The sequence below is a fragment of the Bacillus sp. J33 genome (genome assembly GCF_000518885.1).
Classification (GTDB): Bacteria; Bacillota; Bacilli; order Bacillales; family Cytobacillaceae; genus Cytobacillus.
The window spans coordinates 1-23,092 of record NZ_JAEL01000037.1 but is presented as its reverse complement, the minus strand read 5'-3'; the positions used below and the strand labels follow the sequence as shown (position 1 = coordinate 23,092).

22 protein-coding genes and 2 tRNA genes are annotated in these 23,092 nt (G+C 39.6%); 5 read left to right on the top strand and 19 right to left on the bottom strand.

Annotated elements, in window-relative coordinates:
* Positions 1-8: 8 nt before the first annotated feature.
* The 6 genes from L634_RS0112935 to L634_RS0112910 all read right to left on the bottom strand — a co-directional run bounded on the left by L634_RS0112935 (position 9) and on the right by L634_RS0112910 (position 7,199).
* The gene (locus tag L634_RS0112935; protein WP_026582815.1) at positions 9-947 is read right to left on the bottom strand and encodes a type II secretion system F family protein; all 939 of its coding nucleotides are present in this window, start codon (positions 945-947) and stop codon (positions 9-11) included.
* A 3-nt stretch (positions 948-950) separates the two neighbouring features.
* A complete protein-coding gene (locus tag L634_RS0112930) occupies positions 951-1,877 on the bottom strand; it encodes a type II secretion system F family protein (protein ID WP_034262643.1) in 927 nt (308 codons plus the stop codon).
* Positions 1,855-3,225: a CpaF family protein gene (locus L634_RS0112925; RefSeq protein WP_026582813.1), complete on the bottom strand. Its 1,371-nt coding sequence runs from the start codon at positions 3,223-3,225 to the stop codon at positions 1,855-1,857. The genes L634_RS0112930 and L634_RS0112925 overlap by 23 nt, the downstream gene beginning before the upstream one ends.
* Positions 3,226-3,238: 13 nt before the next feature.
* Complete coding sequence (locus tag L634_RS0112920; RefSeq protein ID WP_034262640.1) at positions 3,239-4,399, bottom strand: AAA family ATPase; 1,161 nt, start codon at positions 4,397-4,399, stop codon at positions 3,239-3,241.
* A gap of 20 nt (positions 4,400-4,419) precedes the next feature.
* Positions 4,420-5,223 carry a Flp pilus assembly protein CpaB gene (gene cpaB, locus L634_RS0112915; protein ID WP_026582811.1) on the bottom strand — a complete coding sequence of 268 codons (804 nt, stop codon included), beginning with the start codon at positions 5,221-5,223 and terminating at the stop codon, positions 4,420-4,422.
* 977 nt (positions 5,224-6,200) lie between these two features.
* A complete protein-coding gene (locus tag L634_RS0112910; protein ID WP_026582810.1) occupies positions 6,201-7,199 on the bottom strand; it encodes an ABC transporter substrate-binding protein in 999 nt (332 codons plus the stop codon).
* A 206-nt stretch (positions 7,200-7,405) separates the two neighbouring features.
* On the opposite strand from L634_RS0112910, the gene L634_RS0112905 reads away from it, so the two are divergent.
* Positions 7,406-8,032, top strand: coding sequence for a DUF421 domain-containing protein (locus L634_RS0112905; RefSeq protein WP_026582809.1), 627 nt, complete (start codon positions 7,406-7,408; stop codon positions 8,030-8,032).
* A gap of 44 nt (positions 8,033-8,076) precedes the next feature.
* Here L634_RS0112905 and L634_RS0112900 read toward each other — a convergent pair whose 3' ends face one another.
* Positions 8,077-9,267 carry a M14 family zinc carboxypeptidase gene (locus L634_RS0112900; RefSeq protein ID WP_026582808.1) on the bottom strand — a complete coding sequence of 397 codons (1,191 nt, stop codon included), beginning with the start codon at positions 9,265-9,267 and terminating at the stop codon, positions 8,077-8,079.
* Between the two features lie 979 nt (positions 9,268-10,246).
* On the opposite strand from L634_RS0112900, the gene L634_RS0112895 reads away from it, so the two are divergent.
* The gene (locus tag L634_RS0112895; RefSeq protein ID WP_026582807.1) at positions 10,247-11,095 is read left to right on the top strand and encodes a hypothetical protein; all 849 of its coding nucleotides are present in this window, start codon (positions 10,247-10,249) and stop codon (positions 11,093-11,095) included.
* A 590-nt stretch (positions 11,096-11,685) separates the two neighbouring features.
* Here the strand turns inward: L634_RS0112895 and groL are convergent.
* Positions 11,686-13,317, bottom strand: a complete 1,632-nt coding sequence (groL, locus tag L634_RS0112890) for a chaperonin GroEL (protein WP_026582806.1) — start codon at positions 13,315-13,317, stop codon at positions 11,686-11,688.
* 62 nt (positions 13,318-13,379) lie between these two features.
* Positions 13,380-13,664, bottom strand: a complete 285-nt coding sequence (gene groES / locus L634_RS0112885; protein WP_009336289.1) for a co-chaperone GroES — start codon at positions 13,662-13,664, stop codon at positions 13,380-13,382.
* Positions 13,665-14,151: 487 nt separating this feature from the next.
* Here groES and L634_RS0112880 point away from each other — a divergent pair, with 487 nt between their 5' ends.
* Both L634_RS0112880 and L634_RS0112875 read left to right on the top strand, forming a co-directional pair.
* Entirely contained in the window at positions 14,152-14,886 is a 735-nt protein-coding gene (locus L634_RS0112880; RefSeq protein ID WP_026582805.1) for a CPBP family intramembrane glutamic endopeptidase, read from the top strand.
* Positions 14,887-15,126: 240 nt separating this feature from the next.
* Positions 15,127-15,330: a YdiK family protein gene (locus L634_RS0112875; RefSeq protein WP_026582804.1), complete on the top strand. Its 204-nt coding sequence runs from the start codon at positions 15,127-15,129 to the stop codon at positions 15,328-15,330.
* A 21-nt stretch (positions 15,331-15,351) separates the two neighbouring features.
* On the opposite strand, the gene tatC is transcribed toward L634_RS0112875, so the two are convergent.
* The 4 genes from tatC to moaC all read right to left on the bottom strand — a co-directional run bounded on the left by tatC (position 15,352) and on the right by moaC (position 17,523).
* Complete coding sequence (gene tatC, locus L634_RS0112870; RefSeq protein WP_026582803.1) at positions 15,352-16,107, bottom strand: twin-arginine translocase subunit TatC; 756 nt, start codon at positions 16,105-16,107, stop codon at positions 15,352-15,354.
* A 16-nt stretch (positions 16,108-16,123) separates the two neighbouring features.
* On the bottom strand, positions 16,124-16,294 hold the full coding sequence (tatA, locus tag L634_RS0112865; RefSeq protein ID WP_026582802.1) for a twin-arginine translocase TatA/TatE family subunit: 171 nt from the start codon (positions 16,292-16,294) through the stop codon (positions 16,124-16,126).
* Positions 16,295-16,370: 76 nt separating this feature from the next.
* Positions 16,371-17,015, bottom strand: coding sequence for a redox-sensing transcriptional repressor Rex (locus tag L634_RS0112860; protein WP_026582801.1), 645 nt, complete (start codon positions 17,013-17,015; stop codon positions 16,371-16,373).
* 25 nt (positions 17,016-17,040) lie between these two features.
* On the bottom strand, positions 17,041-17,523 hold the full coding sequence (moaC, locus tag L634_RS0112855) for a cyclic pyranopterin monophosphate synthase MoaC (protein WP_026582800.1): 483 nt from the start codon (positions 17,521-17,523) through the stop codon (positions 17,041-17,043).
* 384 nt (positions 17,524-17,907) lie between these two features.
* On the opposite strand from moaC, the gene L634_RS0112850 reads away from it, so the two are divergent.
* Positions 17,908-19,833, top strand: coding sequence for an ABC transporter ATP-binding protein (locus tag L634_RS0112850; protein ID WP_026582799.1), 1,926 nt, complete (start codon positions 17,908-17,910; stop codon positions 19,831-19,833).
* A 230-nt stretch (positions 19,834-20,063) separates the two neighbouring features.
* On the opposite strand, the gene tsaD is transcribed toward L634_RS0112850, so the two are convergent.
* From tsaD to L634_RS0112820, 6 genes are all read right to left on the bottom strand, one after another.
* Entirely contained in the window at positions 20,064-21,089 is a 1,026-nt protein-coding gene (tsaD, locus tag L634_RS0112845) for a tRNA (adenosine(37)-N6)-threonylcarbamoyltransferase complex transferase subunit TsaD (RefSeq protein ID WP_034262649.1), read from the bottom strand.
* The gene (rimI, locus tag L634_RS0112840; protein WP_026582797.1) at positions 21,086-21,535 is read right to left on the bottom strand and encodes a ribosomal protein S18-alanine N-acetyltransferase; all 450 of its coding nucleotides are present in this window, start codon (positions 21,533-21,535) and stop codon (positions 21,086-21,088) included. Before rimI ends, tsaD begins: the two co-directional genes overlap by 4 nt.
* Before the next feature lie 15 nt (positions 21,536-21,550).
* Complete coding sequence (gene tsaB, locus L634_RS0112835; protein ID WP_026582796.1) at positions 21,551-22,258, bottom strand: tRNA (adenosine(37)-N6)-threonylcarbamoyltransferase complex dimerization subunit type 1 TsaB; 708 nt, start codon at positions 22,256-22,258, stop codon at positions 21,551-21,553.
* Complete coding sequence (gene tsaE, locus L634_RS0112830; protein WP_026582795.1) at positions 22,255-22,710, bottom strand: tRNA (adenosine(37)-N6)-threonylcarbamoyltransferase complex ATPase subunit type 1 TsaE; 456 nt, start codon at positions 22,708-22,710, stop codon at positions 22,255-22,257. Before tsaE ends, tsaB begins: the two co-directional genes overlap by 4 nt.
* Positions 22,711-22,926: 216 nt before the next feature.
* A tRNA-Asp gene (locus L634_RS0112825) sits at positions 22,927-23,003 on the bottom strand.
* A gap of 3 nt (positions 23,004-23,006) precedes the next feature.
* Positions 23,007-23,080 (bottom strand) — tRNA-Met (locus L634_RS0112820).
* Between the last annotated feature and the right edge of the window lie 12 nt (positions 23,081-23,092).

The window sequence follows — 23,092 nt, the reverse complement described above, 5'->3', positions numbered from 1 at the left end:
ATAGAAGGTTACTTAACTAGGTCAAGAATGTTATTATCACCAAACAACAAGTTCATCACCATTAAACCTCCAATTAAGAGCATAGCAGTTGGAGCAATAATGAAGGTCGTAATTAACGTGATTTTCGGTGAAGCTTTTGCCGCTTTTTCTTTTACTAACTCTTTACGGATTTCTCTCATATCATCAGCTTGTAATTTAAATGTTGTAGCAATTGGAACCCCAAGCTTCATCCCTTGAATAAGCGATTTAATCAGGGTTTGGAATTCTGGATTATTATTTCTTCTCAATAAACCACGATAAGCCTCTTCTCTAGGGACTCCGAGTTCAATCTCTTGCAAAAATCTCGAAAACTCGTCTCGTAACGGGCCATCAAAAAATCGGATTACTTCTTTTAATGCATGGTCAATTCCAACTCCTGCTTGTAAGCTTACGCTGACTGTATCAAGGAAATCTGGGAGATCGTAACGAAGCTGTTCTTGTCTTTTGTTTGCTTGAGTTCTTAGGAGCAAAATCGGAATGGCATATCCAATAACAGGGAAAAATGCAACAGCGAATTGTGCTAATGGGAATCCAATAATAAATAGGACAACTCCAAAAATAAAGCCTACAAAAGCTAGGAATATTTTTATCCCTTGGAACCTTTCCATCGTTAGACCAAGTGGGTGACCCGCTTTTCGCAACCACTCTTTAACATCATGATTTTCACTAAAAAAGTTAATTCTTTGCCCTAAAGATGAAAAATCATCTGCGTATTTTGTCATTCTTGTTAGTGCTTTAGTAATCAGAGGTTCTTTCTTTCGTCTAAACAATTGATCGGAAGTTTGTATTTGTGTTTCAATATGCTTTGACAACTCTTCCTTTTTTTTCATATATACGTACACATGTCTTAATCCCAAAGCTATAAAGAACCAAAATAATATAATTAAAAGTAAGATCAATGTATCCATGAGCTACACCCTTATATTTGTGACCTTTCTAACAAGAATAAAAGCAATGACCGTCCCAATAACGAACATTCCCCCTAATATTGCCCCTGGAAGAGTAGCTAGGTTATCTAAAAAGCCATCCATCATCGAGTTCATCATTAAAAGGATAAACACTGGCATCGCAGGTAAAATATAAGAGATAAAGCGCTGTTCTGCAGTCATCGTCTTAATTGTCTGATCTAAGATCTTCCGTTCTTCAAGTGTTCGGGACATTTCGTCTAAAACAGCATGAAGGTTTCCTCCAGCACGCTTTTGAATTAATAGAGTAGCAATGAAAAGCTTGAATTCTCGTGATTGATTACGGTTTTGCATTTCGCGAAGGGCTCGATCAAAATCCACCCCTAGCCTAAGTTCATGAGCCAGCCGCTGGAATTCCTCCTTCGCAGGCGAATCTACTTCATAAGCTACTAGTTCAAGCCCTTGCTGAATAGTCATTCCAGCCCTTACTGAGTTACCTAGCAATCTGCAAATCTCAGAGAGCTGAAAATTTAATCTTTCTTGATACTTGTTTTTTCGAATCAGGAAAAGTAAAAAGTATATAGCGATAACTACGATAACGGCAATTAGAATGTTAATAGGAAAATTTATTGAGAATATTGTATTAGAAAATACTGCAATTGCAGCTCCACCGACTAACAAAATTCCATAAAATTCAGACGGGGTTAAAGGGATATTTGCCTGCTGAAGCTTTTTGTGCATAGGGGCAGCGAAATTTGTTTGGTCAAACTTATCCCCCCATACAACAATAAAGCTTTTTCTTCTTTCACCTGAATCAAACCATTTTTCAACTTTTTGTTTTAGAATTCTTTTTTCAGATCGATAGCCTAGAAGATTATATACTCCAAAGGTGCCGAACAATACTGCTAAACTATAAAGAATAGCTGGCGCCAACTGGGCTCACCTCCCCACTCTCGAATAAAGACTTATCTACATCATCAATTCCAAATAGCTTAATTCTTTCTATACACTTAGGAATGATACCGGTTGGAGTGAAATAACCCAACACCTGTCCATCTTTCCCAATCCCTGTCCTTTTAAAGGTAAAGATTTCATTTATTTCCGTTTTCCCATCATCATCTGTGTAAACTTCTGAAATAGAAATAATTTTTCTCGTTCCATCTGTCAGCCTGGATCCTTGCACAATGAAATCAATGGCACTTACGATATATTCTCGTACTATGTTTGTAGGCAAATCCATTCCGGCCATAATAACCATTCCTTCGACCCTCCGCAAAGCATCAGTAGGTGAGTTAGCATGGACGGTTGTGATAGATCCTTCATGACCTGTATTCATCGCTTGAAGCATATCAAATGCTTCTGCTCCCCGAACCTCTCCAACAATTATTCGATCTGGCCTCATCCTTAAAGCATTCTTTACAAGCTGTCTGATTGAGATTTCCCCACTTCCTTCTACATTAGCAGGTCTTGCTTCGACACCAACAACGTTAGGACGATCTAATCGAAGTTCGGCTGAATCTTCAATTGTAATCACACGCTCTCCTGCGGGAATAGCTGAACCAAGCACATTTAGTAATGTCGTCTTTCCGCTGCCTGTTCCCCCCGATATAAGGACATTTAATTTTGCTCTTACGATTGCATTTAAAAATTTCGACATTCTTTCATCAAGTGAATTAAAATTTAATAAATCACTTACTTGAAATGGTTCAGCACGAAACTTACGGATGGAAATCAAAGTCCCATTTAAACTAATCGGAGGAATAACTGCATTTACACGACTTCCATCTGGCAACCTTGCATCAACCATCGGTGAGCTTTCATCAATTCTTCTGCCTAACGGTGCAACAATCCGGTCAATAACATGTCGTACATGCTGTTCATTACGAAACGTGATGTTTGTAAGCTGAAGTTTCCCTTGCTTCTCAATATAAACCTCTTGATGACCATTAATTAATATTTCAGTTATATCACTATCATGAAGCAATGGCTCCAGTGGCCCATATCCAACCGATTCATCAATAATCCGAATTAAAAGAACTTCCTTATCCTGTCTAGAGATAATAACCTTCTCTTCACTCATAAATTGACTTATAAGCTGCTCAATCCTGAGTCTCATTTCTCCTTGGGATAAGCTTGTCAATGCTTCGAGATTGGTTTCCTTTAATAAACGTGCTTTATAATGTTCAACGAGCTCATCAATATAAGGATTATGATAGGAGACACTTTCCTGTTGTTTTAATTCTCTAGATTTTTTATCCTTTTTCTTATCAAAAAGCGCCATAGAAGATCACCTTTTATCCTAGCTTTGAAAGGACCCATTTACGAATATCCTTTGCGAAAGGTATTATTTTTTTCTCATTGGACTCTTTTCGAATAGGCTCTCCCTTGTTAATGAAGGGTTGTAACCCCTTAAAGTCCTTATTAATTTTTGATTCAATCGGATGCGGTATAAGATTTTTGATATCTTTTACATTAAGCTCATTGTCTTTTGATATTTGATTGACCACTATTTCAAAACGATCATCTGTCGAGATTCCAAGTCTTCTAAAAAGCTGTTCTACCTGTTTTAACACCTGTAAAGAGGGTGTATCCAAATTAAGAACATAATAAATTTTATCTGACTCCTCTAATGCGGTATATGTATTCTCATTCATATTGACAGGAAGATCAACAATAACAAAATCATAGCTTCTTCTACATGTTCTTAATAGCTTAGTAACAAATTCGTCATTCAAGCTTTCCGCCACTTCTGCATCTCTTGGGCTTAACAATACTTCTAGCTTTGAGTATTTCTCACGCTCAGCTACATTTCTAATATGATTCTCGTTCAACTCGTTGATAACAGGGGTTAAATCGGCTAATGAACGATTTGATTCGATTGATAAGTAGGTTTCAATGCCGCCATACTGAAGATTTAAATCTAACAATAGTACTTGAGCCGTAGACTCTAGACTTAACGTTTGCGCAAATGTTGAAGATATTAATGTTCTTCCGCTTCCACCCTTTCCACTATAGAAAGAATAGATTTGGCCCCGCCCCCGTTTAAACGATTGGTTCGAAGCTGCCACTTCTTCCTGACTCTTCATTTGATCGGCAGCCACCTGAATAATACTCTTTACTCTTCCCGTTAACAGGGTTACTTCGTCCGGGAAAATGAAGAAATCAGATACACCTGCTCTTGTGATGCTTCTCAGAAGATTGAAATCTTGGGAGATTGAAATAAAAACAACCGTTGAGATTGGGTTCACCGTTTTTATATATTGGACAGCTTCTATTGATGTATCATCATTGGCTTGTTGTACCAAAAAGACGAGATCTGGTGCTATTCGATCAAGCTCTCCTTTTAAATCTTTATAAAGTATGGAGTCAACATTTGTATATTCAGACAGTATTGCTTGCAGCTGCCCTGTAATATTTTTATCTTCACTAACAAGCAAAATTTTTATATCCCTCATAAGCTGGCCTCCAAATTCAATTAAGGTTTACTTTCTCCAGATGCGTTTTTAGAATCTTCTTTCTTTGGATTTTCGGTTTTAGATTCTGAATCTTTAGGCTGTTGGGTCTTAGCTTTTTCTGCCTGTTTTTCAGGTGATGTTGCAGCTGGTTTTGAATCAGTCTTTGATTGGTCCGCTGTTGTATTTGCCTCCACCTTAGGGGCATTCTGATCAGCCTTTCCAACGTTAGCCTTCAGTATTCTCATGTTATCTGCATAATTTTGCATGTGTATTAACCCCGGAGCATCTTCTGCAGCTATTTCAACACCTACCCCAGCAAATTTGCCATCTTTTTTTATAATGGTATTGACAGTTACATCCTTCATAAATGTTTCTGTTTTCGGATCCCCTTCAAATTGATGGGAAACAATAATATCTACTCTATCTAATGGTTTTAGTTGTTCATCAAACCTTACTTTTTCAGAAAAATAAAGGTTTACTAGTCGATTATTTCCATCCCTGACTTGACTAACCTCATTAACCATACCATTTGTAATAATATCGCCTTCTGAGAGTGGGACCACTAACACCTTCCCAGCCAATTGTTTAGCATCAACAACATGAGAGTCCGTTAAAAAGCGATTTGGAATATCCATCGTTTTGAGCTGGTCTGGTTGTATAATCGTTCTAGAAGGAATATCACCTGCCGCTACATATATTTCTGTCATCCCTCCTAGATCAGCATTCAGAGCTTTAACCTTTTGGAGAACGAAAAAGCCGGCTGCTAAAGCTAATACAAAGGATAAAGTTAAAAAGATAATGGCTCTTCTCTTAGACTCTAACATTCAAAAACCCTCACTTCTTTTATTTGCAGTAAGTTCCATCTTTAGGTGTCTGTAGGATTCCTACGTCTGCACCCTTGGAAAGTTCCTAATATTGCACAAAATAGTTAATTTGTAACAATATCGGTATATGAATCTGTTATTTTTTCTCTTATTCCTACTTTCTCCTTATGGATTGATTCAATCTACAAAATACAGGAAGTATTTTCCTATATGTGGATTTACCATTTGTTTAGAATTTGGTCAAATCTCACAGAATCCCACTAAAAGCCACAAGAAGTTTTTATTTGTTTCCTTCCGCTAAAAATAGCTAAACACCTTCACAAGATTTACATTGAAAATAAATTTTACAGAATTAGAGTAATTTTATTTACCATAAATATACTTATTATCACGCGGTTATATTTCCGTCAAACCCACCTGCAGAAATGTCGAAATATGTCTGTAATTATTTTCCTAAAAACACCTCAAAATCGAGATTTTTTTGTGGGTAAAAAGAAATAATTGCATAGAGGCTATCGTATGTTAATTCGTTAAAATTTTTTAACTCCCCATAAAAATTATTACAAATATTACAAATTGTAGGTATTTAGGCTTGTTTTCTTAAAATCAATTATCATTAGGTTACTTTTAATACACACATAGGTATTTATTCATCATATTTAAATGTTTATCGCTCAAAAATTAATGTAATATTTCACTACCAGATATTTTTTTCACCATATGTTTAAAGTGAGGTCGGCAGATAGTCTTATCTTTATGCTACCCAGGTTTTTTAGTTAGATCATATCCTATTCCACTTTCCAGCCTCACAAAGTAACAAATTCAAACCTATTTTGACATACTCATACTAAAGAAACCTTTTAATATAGAGCTTAGATTGGTGCTCTCTATTATTACCGTATATTACAGCTATAGCCTTAAAGAAAAAATAAAAAACGATACAGCCCATTCGGCTGTATCGTTTTCAATTTGACCATTTACTCCCCTACCACCTTAGCATCCTTCAGCATCTCTTCCGTCAGAGTAACACCCTGCTCTTCAGCTGCTTTCTTATTGATGACTAGCTCAAGGCTCTCAGGGTACCCCACTGGAATATCGCTCGGCTTTTTGCCTTCGAGGATTTCAACAGCCATCTGGCCAGTTGAGTAGCCAAGATCATGGTATTCAAAACCATAAGAGGCAAATCCGCCGCGTTTGACAGAATCGCTTTCGCCCACAAAGGCTGGAATGTCTTTTTCGTTTGCTACGTTGAGCACTGATTCAAGAGCAGATACGACTGTATTGTCCTTAGGGATATAAAATACATCTGCGCGGCCTACTAAGGATTCTGCAGCCTGCTTTACTTCAGAGCTTGTAGAAATAGTTGTTTCTACGGCCTCAAGGCCAAGTGCTTCGATTGCTTCTTTCGCATGCTTGACATTGACAACAGAGTTAGGTTCCCCATCATTGTAGATAATTCCCACTTTTTTGGCATCTGGTACGAAGGTTTTGATCGAGTTGATCGTATTCTTGATAGCATCTGGATGTGTATCAGACGTTCCCGTTGCATTGCCGCCTGGCTTTTCCATGCTTTCCACAAGCTCGGCCCCAACCGGATCAGTAATCGCTGTAAATAAGATTGGAATTTCTTTAGTAGACTGAACTACAGATTGTGCACTTGCAGTCGCAATCGCCAATATAAGGTCATTTTTATCGGCTACTAGATTCTGGGCGATGGACATGTTATTGTTCATGTCACCCTGTGCATTTTGGAAGTCAATCTTAAGGTTCTTCCCTTCTTCATAACCAGCATCCTTTAATGCTGCAATAAAGCCCTCTCTCGCTGAATCCAATGATGGATGTTCAACAATCTGGGTAATCCCGATTTTTACCGTTTTCTTTTCTGCTGCTTCACCGCTGCTTTCCTCATTTCCTGATCCGCATGCAGCCAGCATTAATAAAGCGCTGCTTGCTAAAATTGCCATAAACTTCTTCATCCCTTTTCCCCCCGATAAAGTTTTTCTTATGTACCCATGATGTCATTCTGTAAGCGTTTTGAAAATTTTTATAATATTTTGATATTAACACGGTTATTAGCTTAGAAACAATAGGAAATCTATTATTAATAAAATAATTATATAAGAGCCAATAAGCAGGGCATTTTTGAGGAAAGCTATTAAAAAACATGAAAAGGAGGACAAGAATGGAATTCGATTGGATCTGGAACTCAATCCTTGTCGTGGTCGGCGGTACATTGCTCTTGAGGCTTGCTGGCAGAAAGTCTATTTCACAAATGACATTGGCTCAAGTCGTTATCATGATTGGCATTGGCTCTTTATTAATCGAACCTGTTTCAGGAGATAGCATTTGGACCACTCTCGCAGTTGGCCTCATTCTTGTCCTTACACTTATAGTCATGGAATATGCACAGATCAAATCTGATAAATTTGAAAGGTTTATAACCGGACAATCCAAAATTATCATTGAAGATGGGGTTTTAAATGAGAAAAATCTGAGGAAGCTGAGATTTACAGTCGATCAGCTCGAAATGAAACTGAGACAGCATAATGTAGCCGTGATCAGTGACGTAAGGTGGGCAACCCTGGAGGCAAACGGCCAGGTAGGCTATGAATTAAAAGAGGAAGCCCAGCCTGTAACAAAAAAGGAATTTCAACAGCTGCAGGCTGATGTCCAGCAGCTGATCAATTTGCTGGAGCCTGCTTTTGCCAAAGGCTTCTCAATCCATATGCTATCCGAAAAGGAAGAGGATATTTTTACAGAAGTTGCTGAAGAAACCGCAAATAATAATGGACCCGATCATCTGCAGTAAATGAAAAGCTGATGCTCCCAAAAAGCATCAGCTTTTTAACTGAATTATCGAATGTACTCCCTGTTTGGAATTTCATTATATTCCTCTGGGTTCAATTCATACACACTGCCATCTGCCACACCATTGATGATTCCCATTACACCTGTTTCTACCGTTTTAACCAGCTGCCCCTTCATCTTTTGGCCATAGTTATGTGTTTGGCCTTTTACCTCAAATAGAACAACCCCGCTTCCGTTCAAGGCGAATGAACCCAATGCAGTTCCAGGCAGGTCTAAGTCCTGGTCATATAATGAAATGTTTGTAAATACAGAATTGCCTTTTTCCTGAAGTGCATCATAAAGTGCAACATTTAGCTGGCGGGAAAAATCAAAGCGATAATTCTCCGCATATTGGCTATACTTTGATCCCTCTGGAGAACTTGGATCCGGAACAAAATCTGCAGAGATGGACATTGTCACATCTTCATCTGTCCCTTCTATTTTATAAAAGTTTTGATGATGAAGGTCCAGAAATACTTCTACATTTCCAAACTCATCCTGCAGGCTCTTATAGACATCCCTGACTGTTTGAGACTCAGGTGTAATATACCAGCCAGGTGCACTTGATTTGCCAGGGAAATCCTCCGGTTTCGGTACATAATTTAGATCCGGATTGAAGTCACGGTTTACATCGAATCCAGGAGCTGCTGAGTAGTCATCCCCTTGCAGGGTACGGTTATAATAGTTCCATGTCGGCTGTGCACTATGTAATTGAGGGAACTGCTCTTGAACGTCTTCCCAGGTCATGACATTTCCGCGCCTGTCCAATTCGGATCCGTCAGCATTCATCATTGGAATAGCAACGATTGTTAACTCTTCCCTGATTCTTTTCGCTTCCTCTGTCTGGCTTGAACCCAAATATTGAAGAATATTTAGTAATGCGACAGTTCCTGTCTTTTCATTTCCATGAATTTCACTTTGTACCAGTACAACCTTATCCCCATGGCCTACTCGGGCTGTATAGATATCTCTGCCCTGATTTGTTTTTCCTGCAGACTCAACCTGAACAAGCCCATTAGATGATTTTTCAATTTGGCTTAGCTTTTGCTTCATTTCTTCATAATCAACAAAACCATTGATTGATACATTTTCTACTGTGACAGGTTTTGCACCTTCAGCAAATCCCACTTGGGGTACGAGTATTGATGCTGCCAGTGCGGCTGAACTAAAAACTTTCCATACTGTTTTTTTCTTCATTTAAAAACCTCCCATTGAAATGTGTATGAAGCTAAAAAATCCGGAAATTTACTTAGTAATCCGAATTATTTATATCATGCCTTTTCAATAGGAGATTGTAAATCTGCTAAAAGAATTAATATTCAGACAAATGAATATCCTACATTTTCCTTATGTGGATAAGCCTTTCATCATAAAAAAGGCCGCGGAGTTATCCGCAGCCACTATTTTACTCAACCAGCACTTCTTCTCTTAAAAATTCAAACGCTGCATCTCCATATTTCTCTCTATCATTTCTTCTCTTGCATTCAGATCTTGGATTTTCCCAGCCAGAATGTCCAGTACTTACTCTATTACAAGATTGTCTTCAAGCGTATCGTTCCTTATGATAGGATAGGCGTGGGATAAATGGTCTTTGGTTTGGGCAGTTCTCACTAAAGATTGCTTCTTCCGCATCGTTCAAACAATACAAAAAACCACTTCTCATTTCGAGAAGTGGTTTTTAAGAAGGGGGATGATATTACATCATGCCGCCCGTAGGTTGCTAGAGTTTAATATTGTTAACATTGAGTGCAAAAAGTGCGGTATATCAAGGTTTTGCTGAATCTGAGGTGTAACTTCCTTAACGAGAATTAACTGTTTTTCACTTGATTGCGTTAGCAAAATGTTAGCATTTTTTCACACTTTTTTTAGATCATTAAAACTCATCTTTGGAGAATATTTGATTATGGAATGATCATCACTTTTTAGAAATAGATGGACATTTGTCCTACGCTCAACGTGGCTTCAGTAGTGTTGTTTATCTTTGACTTATGATAGGATTCTCTACACTCTCTGTTATAGCAAGTTTTGATATTATCCATTCTACAAAGGGATTCACTGGACCCAAATTCCTCACCCAACAGTCGATTACGCTGAATATTTTTTAAATCGAGGGTCAACATAATTTTACCAACAAATAGTGTAGAACATGAAGTTAATAGGAAAGGAACTGTGTTTAATGGGTCCTGGATTTTGGAGCAACACGATATGGTATATTCTCCTTGGGATTATAACAATCCTTGTAATGGTCATTGTTTTCATCAAAACAACCAATCGTAAACACGTGCTTTCTCTATATTTAACTATAAGCGGAATCACTTTTTTTTCATTCGAAGTAGCTATTTTAATGTGTTTGAAGGCGTACATATATTTTCCGAAAATTTGTTCTAACCAACACGATGATGCGGTTGTAGGAAACTTATTTTCACAAACTTCAGTGTCCGCTTCTGCCGTCCTTGTTACCGTCTTTAATCTTAAATTTCACTGGCAATTGTTCATCGCTCTAATTTACGGCGGTATTGAAGAATTGTTTATTCAAATGGGAATATATAAACAAAACTGGTATCGGACATGGATGACTATTATCGGTATTCTCATTTTATTCCGTATTGCGAAAATAGTAAGCACCATATTATCAAAACACATTGGGCGCATTTGGCGTTATATCTTTATCTTCTTTGGATTGTGTACTTTGCATTTTCATTTAGTAACTTGGGCATCCAAGGCAGCCGGCGTTCGTAGTTTCAATGAAACTCTAATTCCAAATAATGATTGCAGTATTGCTATTATTGCCGCGACCTATCATCTGCTCTTGACCGTAAGCACAATGATCCTGTATTTTACGAACATCAAGTGGAAGTGGAAAGCTGCGGGGATATTTATTCTCTATATCGCTCATTTTTCTGCAGAAAAATATCAAGTGTTAATAAGCGCAGATGGTTGGTTTTTTATTTTAACCTCCATTAACATTTGGGGAATGTACTTGAATATTTACATCCTTGATCGATTATATCCTAAGCCCTTATAGCTTGACTTGGATGTAAGTCTAAATCATATAACGAAACCGATAAGCGTCGACGATGACCTCTTCATAGAGCGACAGGAAGTGCGATAGCAGCTTTTGCTTTGTTTCGTCCTGCTCTACTTGGTTAGTATCTAACAAGCCGAAAATGACAGGGCACTCAACAGCCTGCCCTGTTATTTTTTAGAACCAAACTTCCTTGGAGTAATAATTTCGCTCAATTCGCTTTACTACTATTTGTGATAAGGTTCACCATAATTATATTTAAATGGCCAAAAATTTGGCATTAGAAACTTACCAAGATCGTTTTTATGTATTTTCTCCATTAAAATGTGTCCGTGTAGTAAAAGACCGGATGGTGTCCCCCCATTTTGTGTTTGATAATTTAAATTTAGCCATAAAGGTACATTTCCTTCCACTAGTCCATACAAATGACTAAATAACGAAAATCCTGTAACCCTATGTAACGCATAAGATGAAAAAAGAAGCTTCCCAAAAGTTTAAACAACTTATGAGAAGCCTCTTTTATTTCACTGTTTCAGCATTTTGCTTTTTGTTTATAAAAGCCCTTATGGCTCAAGGAGTTTGGGCGATGATTACATCATGCCGCCCATTCCGCCCATTCCGCCCATATCAGGCATTGCAGGGCCAGCATTTTCTTCCGGCTTGTCAGCAACAACTGCTTCAGTTGTTAAGAACATAGCCGCAACAGATCCAGCGTTTTGAAGAGCTGAACGAGTTACTTTAGTTGGGTCAACGATACCAGCTTCGATCATGTTTACCCATTCGCCAGTAGCAGCGTTGAAGCCTGTTCCAACTTCTTCGCGCTTTAAGCGGTCAACAATAATAGAACCTTCTAGGCCTGCGTTGTGTGCGATTGTGCGTACAGGCTCTTCCATCGCACGCAATACGATGTTGATGCCAGTAGCTTCATCGCCTTCAGCTGCAAGAGAAGCAACTTTGTTATATACGTTTAGAAGGGCAACGCCACCACCAGAAACGATACCTTCTTCTACAGCAGCACGTGTAGAGTTAAGGGCGTCTTCGATGCGAAGCTTGCGCTCTTTCAATTCAGTTTCAGTTGCAGCACCAACTTTAACTACTGCAACACCGCCAGCTAGCTTAGCTAGGCGCTCTTGTAATTTTTCACGGTCAAATTCAGAAGTTGTTTCTTCCATTTGAGTGCGGATTTGGTTCACACGGCCGGCGATTTGCGCGCTGTCTCCAGCACCTTCAACGATCGTAGTGTTTTCTTTTGTAACAACAACTTTAGAAGCGCGTCCTAAAGAGTCGATTGTAGCAGACTTAAGGTCACGTCCAAGCTCCTCAGTAATCACTTCACCGCCAGTTAGGATAGCGATATCCTCAAGCATAGCCTTGCGGCGGTCACCGAATCCAGGAGCTTTAACAGCAACTGCATTGAAAGTTCCGCGAAGCTTGTTAACTACTAATGTAGCAAGTGCTTCACCTTCAACATCTTCAGCTACAAGCAATAATGGCTTGCCTTGCTGTACAACTTGCTCAAGAACAGGAAGGACTTCCTGAATGCTAGTAATCTTCTTGTCAGTGATTAAGATATAAGGGTTTTCAAGAACCGCTTCCATCTTATCAGAATCTGTTACCATGTATGGAGAAGCATATCCGCGGTCGAACTGCATACCTTCTACCACATCAAGCTCAGTAGTGAATCCTTTAGATTCTTCGATTGTGATAACGCCATCGTTGCCAACGCGCTCCATTGCTTCGGCAATCAGCTGGCCAACTTCATTGTCAGCAGCAGAAATCGCAGCAACCTGTGCAATAGATTCTTTGCCTTCGATTGGCTTAGAAATAGTCTTTAATTCTTCAACAGCAGTTGCAACCGCTTTTTCGATACCTTTGCGGATACCCATTGGATTGGCGCCTGCCGTTACGTTCTTAAGGCCTTCACGGATCATTGCCTGTGCAAGAACTGTTGCAGTTGTTGTACCGTCACCGGCAACATCGTTTGTTTTGCTTGCTACTTCAGCAACAAGCTTCGCACCCATGTTTTCAAATGCATCTTCCAGTTCAATTTCCTTTGCGATTGTTACACCGTCGTTTGTAATTAACGGAGAACCAAATTTTTTCTCAAGAACCACGTTGCGTCCTTTAGGTCCAAGAGTTACTTTTACCGCATTTGCAAGGGAATCAACACCGCGAAGCATCGCACGGCGAGCTTCTTCACTAAATTTAATCTCTTTAGCCATTTGTAAAAAACCTCCTCTGAATTTTTAACTCTTTATCGTTTTAATCTACCGTTCTTGGGCTATTAGCCAATTACAGCAAGAATGTCGTTTTCACGTAAAATTAAGTATTCTTTGCCTTCGTACTTTACTTCAGTACCGGCATATTTTGAGAAGATAATGCGGTCGCCGTCAGCAACTTCAAGGGCAACACGCTCACCATTTTCAAGTACACGGCCAGTTCCCACAGCTACAACTTTGCCTTCTTGAGGCTTTTCTTTAGCAGTGTCCGGCAGTACGATGCCGCTTGCAGTTTTTTCTTCAGTTTCAACAAGCTCGATAATAATTCGATCACCTAGTGGCTTTAACAAGTGAAACAACCTCCTCAAATAATATGTAAATATTTTTATTTATTAGCACTCTATCCAATTGAGTGCTAACACAATTATTATATTAATGAATCTCATTTCCATTTGCAAGGGTGAAGCTTAAATTTTTTAAAAAAATTTACAATCGTTAAAGCAGCCTGTTTTTCGGCGCAAACAACCTTTTAATTATGCACCAGAAGCATAACCTTTAATCATAACTGTTTGAAAGTTTTTGCTGAATTAGCACTGCGTTGATTGGAATAGAAAGCTCGATTTGTATTTTCTTCGTGCAGGATTCTGTTAGACCCCACACAGATAAAACGCCTCGGCGGAAAGCCAGTGCATGAAGCGGATACCAATATCCCTGTTTAACAGAGCCATAATCAATAATTCCTTCCATACGAAGCTGAGATTTGAAACCTTATCCATATTAAGAGTAAAATGGCTTTAGTACTTGCTTTTCAACCATATACGTTAAGGAGTAAACATTTTGAAGAAAGAATACTGGATTATATTAATAGTCTATATTGCCATGCAGCTTTCAAGTCTATTTGGTATTCCGCTCGTGATGTTCACTGCAGATCTCATAGGCTATAACCCTGAAAACATGCAAATCCTAGCGGTTGCCTGCTGGCTGGTTATCAGCTTCACAATTACATTGATCATTACGCTTGTATTACTCAAGCCAGAAATGAAAATGGGCTTGGCCCAAAGGGATGCTCCATCTACAGCAAGTGCAGCTGGCTGGGCAGTTGGAGGTATATTTTTAGCGTTAATCGCCCAAGCTACAGCAGCAAGCATTGAAAATATGATCGGCATCGAAATGGGATCGGAAAATACACAGCAAATTATCCGTATTATAGAAGCTTCGCCAATCGTCATTTTGATTAGTTCCGTAGTTGGGCCTATCCTTGAGGAAATCGTATTCAGGAAGGTTATCTTCGGTTCTCTCTATAAACGATTTAATTTTTTCCTATCTGCCCTGATCAGTTCTGTCATTTTTGCTCTTGCACACTTTGAACCTGAACATATTCTTTTATATTCAGCCATGGGCTTTACCTTTGCTTTTCTCTATGTAAAAACAAAACGGATTATCGTACCGATTTTTGCCCATGTGGCTATGAATACGCTTGTTGCCGTCATTCAGCTAAATCAGGACAGCCTGGAGAAATGGATGAAGGAAATGGAAAATGTACAAAGTTTTATCGGCTTAATCACAGGCTAATGGACAGTAGACCACTATTATAATTGTTAATGGATTGTGGTCCAATTTTTTTGTTGGATAACTGCTGCAGCACATAAGAGTTACCAGCCCGATGGAAAGCCATGGGACAAAAGTGTCCAGCGATACATTACACGACCGAAAGCGCAGCTTTGGGAGAGACGTGGCGTTTAAAGCTTTAATGAACACTCAGTTAAGAAAATCGCTTCTCTGAGTGAAGTTTCACTATATTGGAGGATTTTGATGAGAAGTACACCACTGTTTTCGGGCATCGTATACATCCTTCTCGGATGCCTTTTTACCTTTATTGCCATTCAAAATATTCAGCGTGAAGAAACATGGGGATTTTTTACTTATTTTTTGATTATCATTGCCACATTCGATTTTGGCACAGGCCTGCGAATGATTGGTTTACATTTTAAAATAAAAAATAAAAACAAAAAATGAGCCTGTAAAAAGGCTCATTTTTTATGTTTGTTCACTTTCCATTTCCTGTATTCTTTCTGCTTCCAATACTTTTTTATAGGAAATGCGAGAGATAAAAATGCTGACTTCATATAAAAGCAGCAGCGGGAACGTCACCATCAAATGGGATAGAAGGTCGGGCGGTGTAATGAAAGCCGCTATGACCACTAATACAAAGTAAGCATACTTTCGTATCTTCACCAGATACGCTGGTGTGACAATCCCCAGCCTTGTTAAAAACATGACGACAACCGGAAGCTGGAACAGCACCCCGAATGGAATAGTCAGCTGGAAAAGAAACTGAAAGTATTCATTTATCCCGATTACTTGGTTAATATCCAGCCGGTTGGCAATGGATGTCATGAACTCGACTACAAACGGAAACAGAATAAAGTAGGCAAATGCGATACCGCCAACAAACAAAATAACAGAAACAGGGATATAGCTAAGCGTCACTTTCCGCTCTTTTTCTAATAATCCCGGGCTGATAAACGCCCATAGCTGATATAAAATGACTGGCAATGTAATAATAAAGGCAATCAGAAAAGCAAATTGCATATAGACTTTGACCGGATCTGTTAGCCGGAAAGCATTCATCGTTAATTCCTTCGCTTCATCCGCTTTTTGCAAATAAACAATCAGCGGTTCAGCAAGAAAAAAGCTAACTACCACGGCGATAACGAAAAAGATAACCGAAATGACAATCCTTTTCCGCAGTTCGCCAATATGTTCATAAATCGTCATATCATTATGACTCATAACTATTCATCCTATCTTACTTAGCATCTTTTTTATCGTCGTCATCTGCTAAGCCTTTTGCTGCGTTTTTAAATTCACGTAAAGTATTCCCAGCTGCCCTTCCCAATTCCGGAAGTTTCTTGGGGCCGAAAATTACTAATGCAATCAATATAATAAGTATGAGGCTTCCAGGTCCAAGATTCATCATTGCCGCACACCTCCCACTACCTATAATAGCGAAACCTTGACAATCTTCAACTGTTTTCTATTGGAACGTATATGGTTTACGTTTCCGCCGGATAATTTTTTAAAAAGTATACCAGGGATTGCAATTCAACGGCCAGATCAATATGATGAATCCTAATGGAAGACGGCACAGTCAGCCTGGCAGGCGTAAAATTAAGGATGCCTTTAATCTTGGCTTTCACCATCCGGTCGGTAATTCCCTGGGCAGGTGGTGCCGGCACTGTCAAAATAGCTACCTGGATATCATTTTCTTCAATAACCTTTTCCAGATCATCCATATGATAGACAGGTACATCCCCTATTTTCGTACCTACCTTATTTTCATCTACATCAAATGCAACTTCAATTTTCGTATTATTATTTTTAAGAAAATTATAATTGAGAAAGGCCGTCCCCAGATTGCCTACTCCCACCAAAGCTACCTTAGTAAGCTCGTCCTGGTCAAGAGTTTTGCGGAAGAAGGACAGCAGGTAATTTACATTATAGCCGTAACCCTTTTTCCCTAATGCACCAAAGTAAGAAAAGTCCCGTCGGATTGTTGCGGAATCAACCTTTACCGCTTCACTAAGTTCCGCTGAAGAAACCCTTTGTTTCCCTGAGGAGTAAAGATTCTTTAAAAAACGATAATATAAAGGCAGCCTTTTAGCTGTCGCTTGCGGTATTTTCATCGGTTCATTGGCCATTCGTTCATCTCCGTCCCTTTGATGTTTAGTCTCTTTTAAAATCTCCGTTTTTTCCGCCTGTTTTTTCTACTAAGAAGGTCGGCCCAATTACCATCCCTTTATCTACTGCTTTACACATATCATAAACAGTCAAGGCACAAACAGAAGCAGCTGTTAACGCTTCCATTTCTACACCCGTATTTCCTTTCGTCTTAACCGATGCAGAAATGAGCAGAATATATCTTTCGTCATCTATATTCCATGAAAAAGAAATATCTACACCAGTCAGCGGCAGCGGATGACACATCGGAATAATATCCCACGTCTTTTTGCTTGCCATAATTCCGGCAACCTGTGCTACAGCAAGCACATCCCCTTTTTTCATGGAATTTGAGGCAATCTTTTCATAAATTTCTTTATTAACCGTTATACTGGATTGGGCAATAGCTGTTCTCGCTGTTTCTGGTTTATCGCTGACATCAACCATTTTTGCTCTGCCCTCTTGATTAAAATGGGTAAAATCCGACACTAAAAAACACCTCTCTCCAAAATCATACACTATTTTCCCACATCTTTGTACGGGCTTTGTACGTTTATTCACATATTTTCTTTAGGTTTATCTGTAAACTTTATCCATCCGAGATAAATGGCCTGCTGATTTTTTCACATATAACTGACTGTAAATCCCTTGCTTCTGCTGCTTAATTCATAAAACGCAGGCTGGTAATGCCTTTAGAAGAACTTAGGCTGCCGTTCCCGTGTCATGCCCGCTTTTCTTGAAGCCAACGTCTGAATGATTCGCCTTTTGCGGCCTCAGCTAGTAAAATAAAACACTTTTTTGATGGAAGTTTCACTTTATTGCCGAAGATATATGAATGAGTTACACTTACTCTATACTATAGAGGTGAAAATAATGATTTTATTACAAGTAAATCAGCTTTCTAAAAATTTTGCTGCTGATCCTATTTTAACGAATATAAAGCTTGAAATACAAACCAGGGACCGGATTGCCTTAGTTGGACGGAATGGGGCAGGAAAATCCACCCTTTTAAAAATAATTGCAGGCCAAATGTCATATGATTCCGGCGAAATTATTAAACCAAAAGAAGTAACGATTGGATATCTGGCACAAAATACAGGCCTGGAATCTGACCTTTCGATCTGGGATGAGATGCTGACCGTGTTTGAAGACTTGCAAAAGCAGGAAAAACAGCTTCGCAAGCTTGAAGAACAAATGTCAGATCCTGACACCCTAAATAATGCCAAGACATATGAACGAATCATGAAAGACTATGACAAACTCCAGGTAGAATTCAAAGAAAATGGCGGCTACCAATATGAAGCGGATATCCGTTCTATTCTCCATGGATTGAATTTTAGTCATTTCAGCTATGACACGAAAATTTCATCGCTCAGCGGCGGACAGCGAACAAGGCTTGCGCTTGGGAAACTGTTGCTCACAAAGCCTGATATCCTCATTTTGGATGAGCCTACCAATCATTTGGACATTGAAACTCTATCATGGCTGGAGCAATACTTGCAGGGCTATGATGGAGCCATTCTAATTGTTTCACATGACCGTTACTTCCTGGATAAGGTTGTCTCTCAGGTTTATGAGATTTCAAGGCACCAAATCCGAAAATACCTTGGAAACTATAGCTCCTATTTGGACCAAAAAGCAGAAAACTTTGAACGGGAAATGAAACAGTTTGAAAAACAGCAGGAAGAAATTGCAAAGCTGCAGGATTTTATCCAGCGCAATCTCGCACGTGCTTCTACAACCAAAAGGGCTCAAAGCCGCAGGAAGCAGCTTGCTAGAATGGAAGTGATGGACAGGCCCCTTGGTGACGAGAAATCAGCTTCTTTCGGGTTTGATATTGAAAGACAATCCGGCAATGAGGTGCTAAATGTAAACTCACTTGCTGTCGGATATAATGATAAAGTTTCTGAAAACATCTCCTTCCGCCTTGCAAGAGGAGATAGCATTGCTCTTGTAGGTCCCAATGGAATTGGAAAATCCACTTTGCTGAAGACAATTGTAAAAAAACTTCCAGCTCTTGCCGGGGATATTCAATACGGTTCAAATGTAACTATTGGATACTATGACCAAGAGCAAGCTGAGCTTTCCAGCAATAAACGTGTCCTAAATGAATTATGGGATGAATATCCGCTAAAGCCGGAAAAGGAAATCCGTACAATTCTAGGCAATTTTCTTTTTTCCGGAGATGATGTTCTTAAGACCTTTTCAACACTAAGCGGCGGTGAAAAAGCCCGCCTGGCGCTTGCAAAGCTAATGATGCAGAAAGCCAATTTCTTAATCCTGGATGAACCGACAAACCATCTTGATCTGGATAGCAAAGAAATCCTGGAAAACGCCTTAATAGACTATCCAGGAACGATCCTGTTTGTTTCCCATGACCGTTATTTTATCAACAGGATTACAACTAAGGTAATCGAACTTTCCAGTGGCGGCGCAACCGAGTATCTTGGGGATTACGATTATTATGTTGAAAAGAAGCAGGAGCAGGAGGAACTGCACGCTTTTGATCAAAATGATTTTCCACAGTCTGCACAGCCTGTAAAACAGGAAAAAAATAATTATCAACTTGATAAGGAAGCAAAGAAGCTTGAACGGCAGCGAAAAAGAAGAATGGAAGAAATCGAAATGCTCATCGAAGAGCTTGAAAAACAGATTGAAGAATATGATCAGCTTCTCTGTGATCCTGAAGTTTATAAGGATCATGAAAAGGTAATGGAAATAACACAAAAAAACGATGAAGCTAAATCAAAGCTAGAAGATTTAATGGAAGAATGGACAATTTTAGCAGATAATGAGTGAAGAAAATTCATAACCCTGAGACTGGTAGGATAGTCACCGCCAGTCTTTTTTATTATCCACAAAGATAACCACAAATAAAACTCTGCTATATACGGTTTCCACACAGTTTTCCACATTATCCACAAAAACAGGTTGTTTTATCCACACTATCAACATAAAATTCAGAAAACAATCATTTTATCCACAAAAAAAGCCCCTGGAACATCCAGGGACTTTTACCTATCTTATTGTTAATTGTGGATAGTAATATCCAAACCAGGATTTGCATTTAAATCCAAACCGGAATGGTGGCCTTTTTCAAATAAAATACTGCCTGCTGCTGCAATCATGGCGGCATTATCTGTGCACAGAGACAGTGGAGGGATAATTAAGCCAATATCAGGCCTCTGAGCAAATTTGTCTTCCAAGGCGGCCCGCAATCCTTTATTCGCTGCTACTCCTCCCGCGAGCAGAAGCTGCTTAACCTTGTATTCCTCTACAGCTCTTTCCGTTTTCGTCACAAGAACGTCTATAACACTTTGCTGAAAACTAGCTGCCAGATCTTCCGGGATAATCTTTTCCCCACGCTGTTCCGCATTGTGGACAGTGTTTATAACTGCCGATTTTAAGCCGCTGAAACTAAAGTCATATGATCCCTCTTCCAGCCAGGCTCTCGGTAAATTTATCGATGGTGTACCAGCGTGCGCGAGCCTATCAATATGGGGACCTCCTGGATAAGGAAGGTTTAATACCCTGGCAACTTTATCATATGCCTCCCCTGCAGCATCATCCCTTGTTTCGCCAATTACTTCAAAATGGCCATGTTCTTTCATATATACAAGCTCTGTGTGCCCGCCGGATACAACAAGAGAAAGCAGAGGGAATTGCATCTCTTCAACTAATCGATTCGCATAAATATGTCCTGCAATATGATGTACGCCTACAAGCGGAATCCCATGGGCAAAGGCAATCGCTTTTGCGGCATTCACACCAATCAGGAGCGCTCCTACAAGGCCGGGTCCTTCAGTTACAGCAATAGCAGAAAGGTCAGAATATGTAATTCCTGCCTGCTTTAATGCTTCCTCCAAAACAATTGTGATCTGTTCGACATGGTGGCGGGAAGCTATTTCAGGGACTACCCCGCCGAACCTCTTATGGCTTTCGATTTGGGAGGCAACAACATTTGCTGCGATTTCCCGGCCATTCTTAATGATGGCAACTGCTGTTTCATCACAGCTTGTCTCTATTCCCATAATCCACTGATCGTGTTTAATCATAAATTCACCCACATTACTAAAGCATCCTCTTGATTATCTGTATAGTAATTTTTTCTGATGGCTCCATCCTGGAAGCCCAGTTTTCGATATAGTGACTGTGCTGTGAAATTGGATACCCTGACTTCAAGAGTCATTGTTTTTGCCCCCATTTCGACTGCAACCGCCATTCCCTTTCGCATTAAAGCTTCTCCCAGCTTCCTGCCACGGTATTCAGGCAGCAGTGCAACATTAGTGATATGTGCCTCATCCACCACAATCCACATGCCGCAATAGCCTATCACTTTATCCTCTTCTTCTAATACTACATACACTGCAAATTGATTTTGTGTTATTTCATTATAAAATGCTTCCCTGCTCCAAGGAGTAGCAAATGATTTATATTCAATCTCAAGAACTTCATCTATATCCTGCTCATTCATGAAACGGAAAGTTAAGGATTTATTCATGCTTTCGCTTCCTTATCACTTTAGCTTTTTTTCTTTGTTAGCTTCAATCCAATTTGCCTCTGCTTCCGCAAGCCGTATATAATTCGGAACAAAGGAATGGATTTCCTCCCCCTCACGGTCTCTGCCCAACCATGCAAGTTCAGCTGGCCTTGGATTGTGTTCAGTGGGCATTGCAAATACAGCTTGTTCTTTGAGTGTTTCTTCAAGCACAGCCTTATGCAATGGCAAGTCATTTCCCATGAAGAGAACTTTCTCATTTTGTTCAGAAAGCTTAGCAGCCCAATCCTTTGAAAGAAGCAGTTGATCCCTCACAAGAGAAACCAGGCTGCCTTCTTTATATTGATACAATCCCGTGTAAATCTGCCCTCGTCTGGCATCAAATAAAGGGGATATTACCCCATTAAAGTACCTTCCAGCACCTGCAGCAAATATCTCCAAACTTGAAACACCGACCAGCGGTATACCTAATGTCCATGCAAGTGTTTTCGCAATTGTGACACCGATCCGAACACCCGTATAAGAACCTGGCCCTTTTGCAACAACTATTTTATCTAACTCAGCTGGTTTGACATCGCAATCTTTCAGTAACATATCAATAGCCGGCATCACCCGGATTGAATGGTTCTTCTTTACATTAGTAATATACTCGCCTATAACCTTTTCTCCGTCCAGGAGAGCCACTCCCAGCGGGTAATTGGATGTATCAATGGATAGAACCCTCATGCCAATATCTCCTTACACAATTCCTCATATCTTTTTCCCTTTGGTTCTAAAACCAGCCTTCTTGAGCCGTTTTCCCCCAAATACAAATAAATGGTTAATAACTCCTCAGGAAGCTGATCTTCAATTAAATGAGCCCATTCTACAACTGTGACCCCATTTCCTTCAAAATATTCATCAAATCCCAGGTCTTCAAAAGAATCTTCTACTCTATATACATCCATATGGTAGAGCGGCATTCGCCCCTGATATTCCTTGATTATTGTAAACGTTGGGCTGTTCACATTTCTCATTATGCCAAGACCTTGTGCCAGGCCCTTTGTAAATGTGGTTTTGCCCGCACCCAGATCTCCTTCAAGCGCAAGCACATCCCCTGGCTGCAGCATGCTGCCTAGCCGTTTAGAAAAGCCCATCGTATCCTCTGGACATTTTGAGATAAACTCAAACTGAGACATATTATTTCATCACCTTTAATGGTTTAATCTGCGTATGAATAAAAAAACCTTAGGATAAATCCTAAGGAGAATAGTCTATATGTAGTGTACATCATTTTAATACAATGGGCAAAGCTTGCCATCATTCTAAATAATCAAGCATAGCATCATCAAGTAAAAAAAGAACATAAAAAAAGACGAAACCTTGTTTCGTTTTTAAGAAAGTTACTATAAAAGTGGCGGTCCGGACGGGACTCGAACCCGCGACCTCCTGCGTGACAGGCAGGCATTCTAACCAACTGAACTACCGGACCAGATTGCGGGGGCAGGATTTGAACCTGCGACCTTCGGGTTATGAGCCCGACGAGCTACCGGACTGCTCCACCCCGCGATAGTATTATTT

Coding starts and splice junctions, on each gene's coding strand:
- L634_RS0112910 (WP_026582810.1), bottom strand. CDS start 7,199: ATGAAGAAGTTTATGGCAATTTTAGCAAGCAGCGCTTTATTAATGCTG.
- L634_RS0112875 (WP_026582804.1), top strand. CDS start 15,127: ATGAGAAGTACACCACTGTTTTCGGGCATCGTATACATCCTTCTCGGA.
- L634_RS0112860 (WP_026582801.1), bottom strand. CDS start 17,015: ATGGCCAATGAACCGATGAAAATACCGCAAGCGACAGCTAAAAGGCTG.
- L634_RS0112905 (WP_026582809.1), top strand. CDS start 7,406: ATGGAATTCGATTGGATCTGGAACTCAATCCTTGTCGTGGTCGGCGGT.
- L634_RS0112900 (WP_026582808.1), bottom strand. CDS start 9,267: ATGAAGAAAAAAACAGTATGGAAAGTTTTTAGTTCAGCCGCACTGGCA.
- rimI (WP_026582797.1), bottom strand. CDS start 21,535: ATGAATAAATCCTTAACTTTCCGTTTCATGAATGAGCAGGATATAGAT.
- L634_RS0112895 (WP_026582807.1), top strand. CDS start 10,247: ATGGGTCCTGGATTTTGGAGCAACACGATATGGTATATTCTCCTTGGG.
- tatA (WP_026582802.1), bottom strand. CDS start 16,294: ATGATGAATCTTGGACCTGGAAGCCTCATACTTATTATATTGATTGCA.
- tsaD (WP_034262649.1), bottom strand. CDS start 21,089: ATGATTAAACACGATCAGTGGATTATGGGAATAGAGACAAGCTGTGAT.
- L634_RS0112850 (WP_026582799.1), top strand. CDS start 17,908: ATGATTTTATTACAAGTAAATCAGCTTTCTAAAAATTTTGCTGCTGAT.
- cpaB (WP_026582811.1), bottom strand. CDS start 5,223: ATGTTAGAGTCTAAGAGAAGAGCCATTATCTTTTTAACTTTATCCTTT.
- L634_RS0112925 (WP_026582813.1), bottom strand. CDS start 3,225: ATGGCGCTTTTTGATAAGAAAAAGGATAAAAAATCTAGAGAATTAAAA.
- tatC (WP_026582803.1), bottom strand. CDS start 16,107: ATGAGTCATAATGATATGACGATTTATGAACATATTGGCGAACTGCGG.
- groL (WP_026582806.1), bottom strand. CDS start 13,317: ATGGCTAAAGAGATTAAATTTAGTGAAGAAGCTCGCCGTGCGATGCTT.
- L634_RS0112935 (WP_026582815.1), bottom strand. CDS start 947: ATGGATACATTGATCTTACTTTTAATTATATTATTTTGGTTCTTTATA.
- tsaB (WP_026582796.1), bottom strand. CDS start 22,258: ATGAGGGTTCTATCCATTGATACATCCAATTACCCGCTGGGAGTGGCT.
- tsaE (WP_026582795.1), bottom strand. CDS start 22,710: ATGTCTCAGTTTGAGTTTATCTCAAAATGTCCAGAGGATACGATGGGC.
- L634_RS0112920 (WP_034262640.1), bottom strand. CDS start 4,399: ATGAGGGATATAAAAATTTTGCTTGTTAGTGAAGATAAAAATATTACA.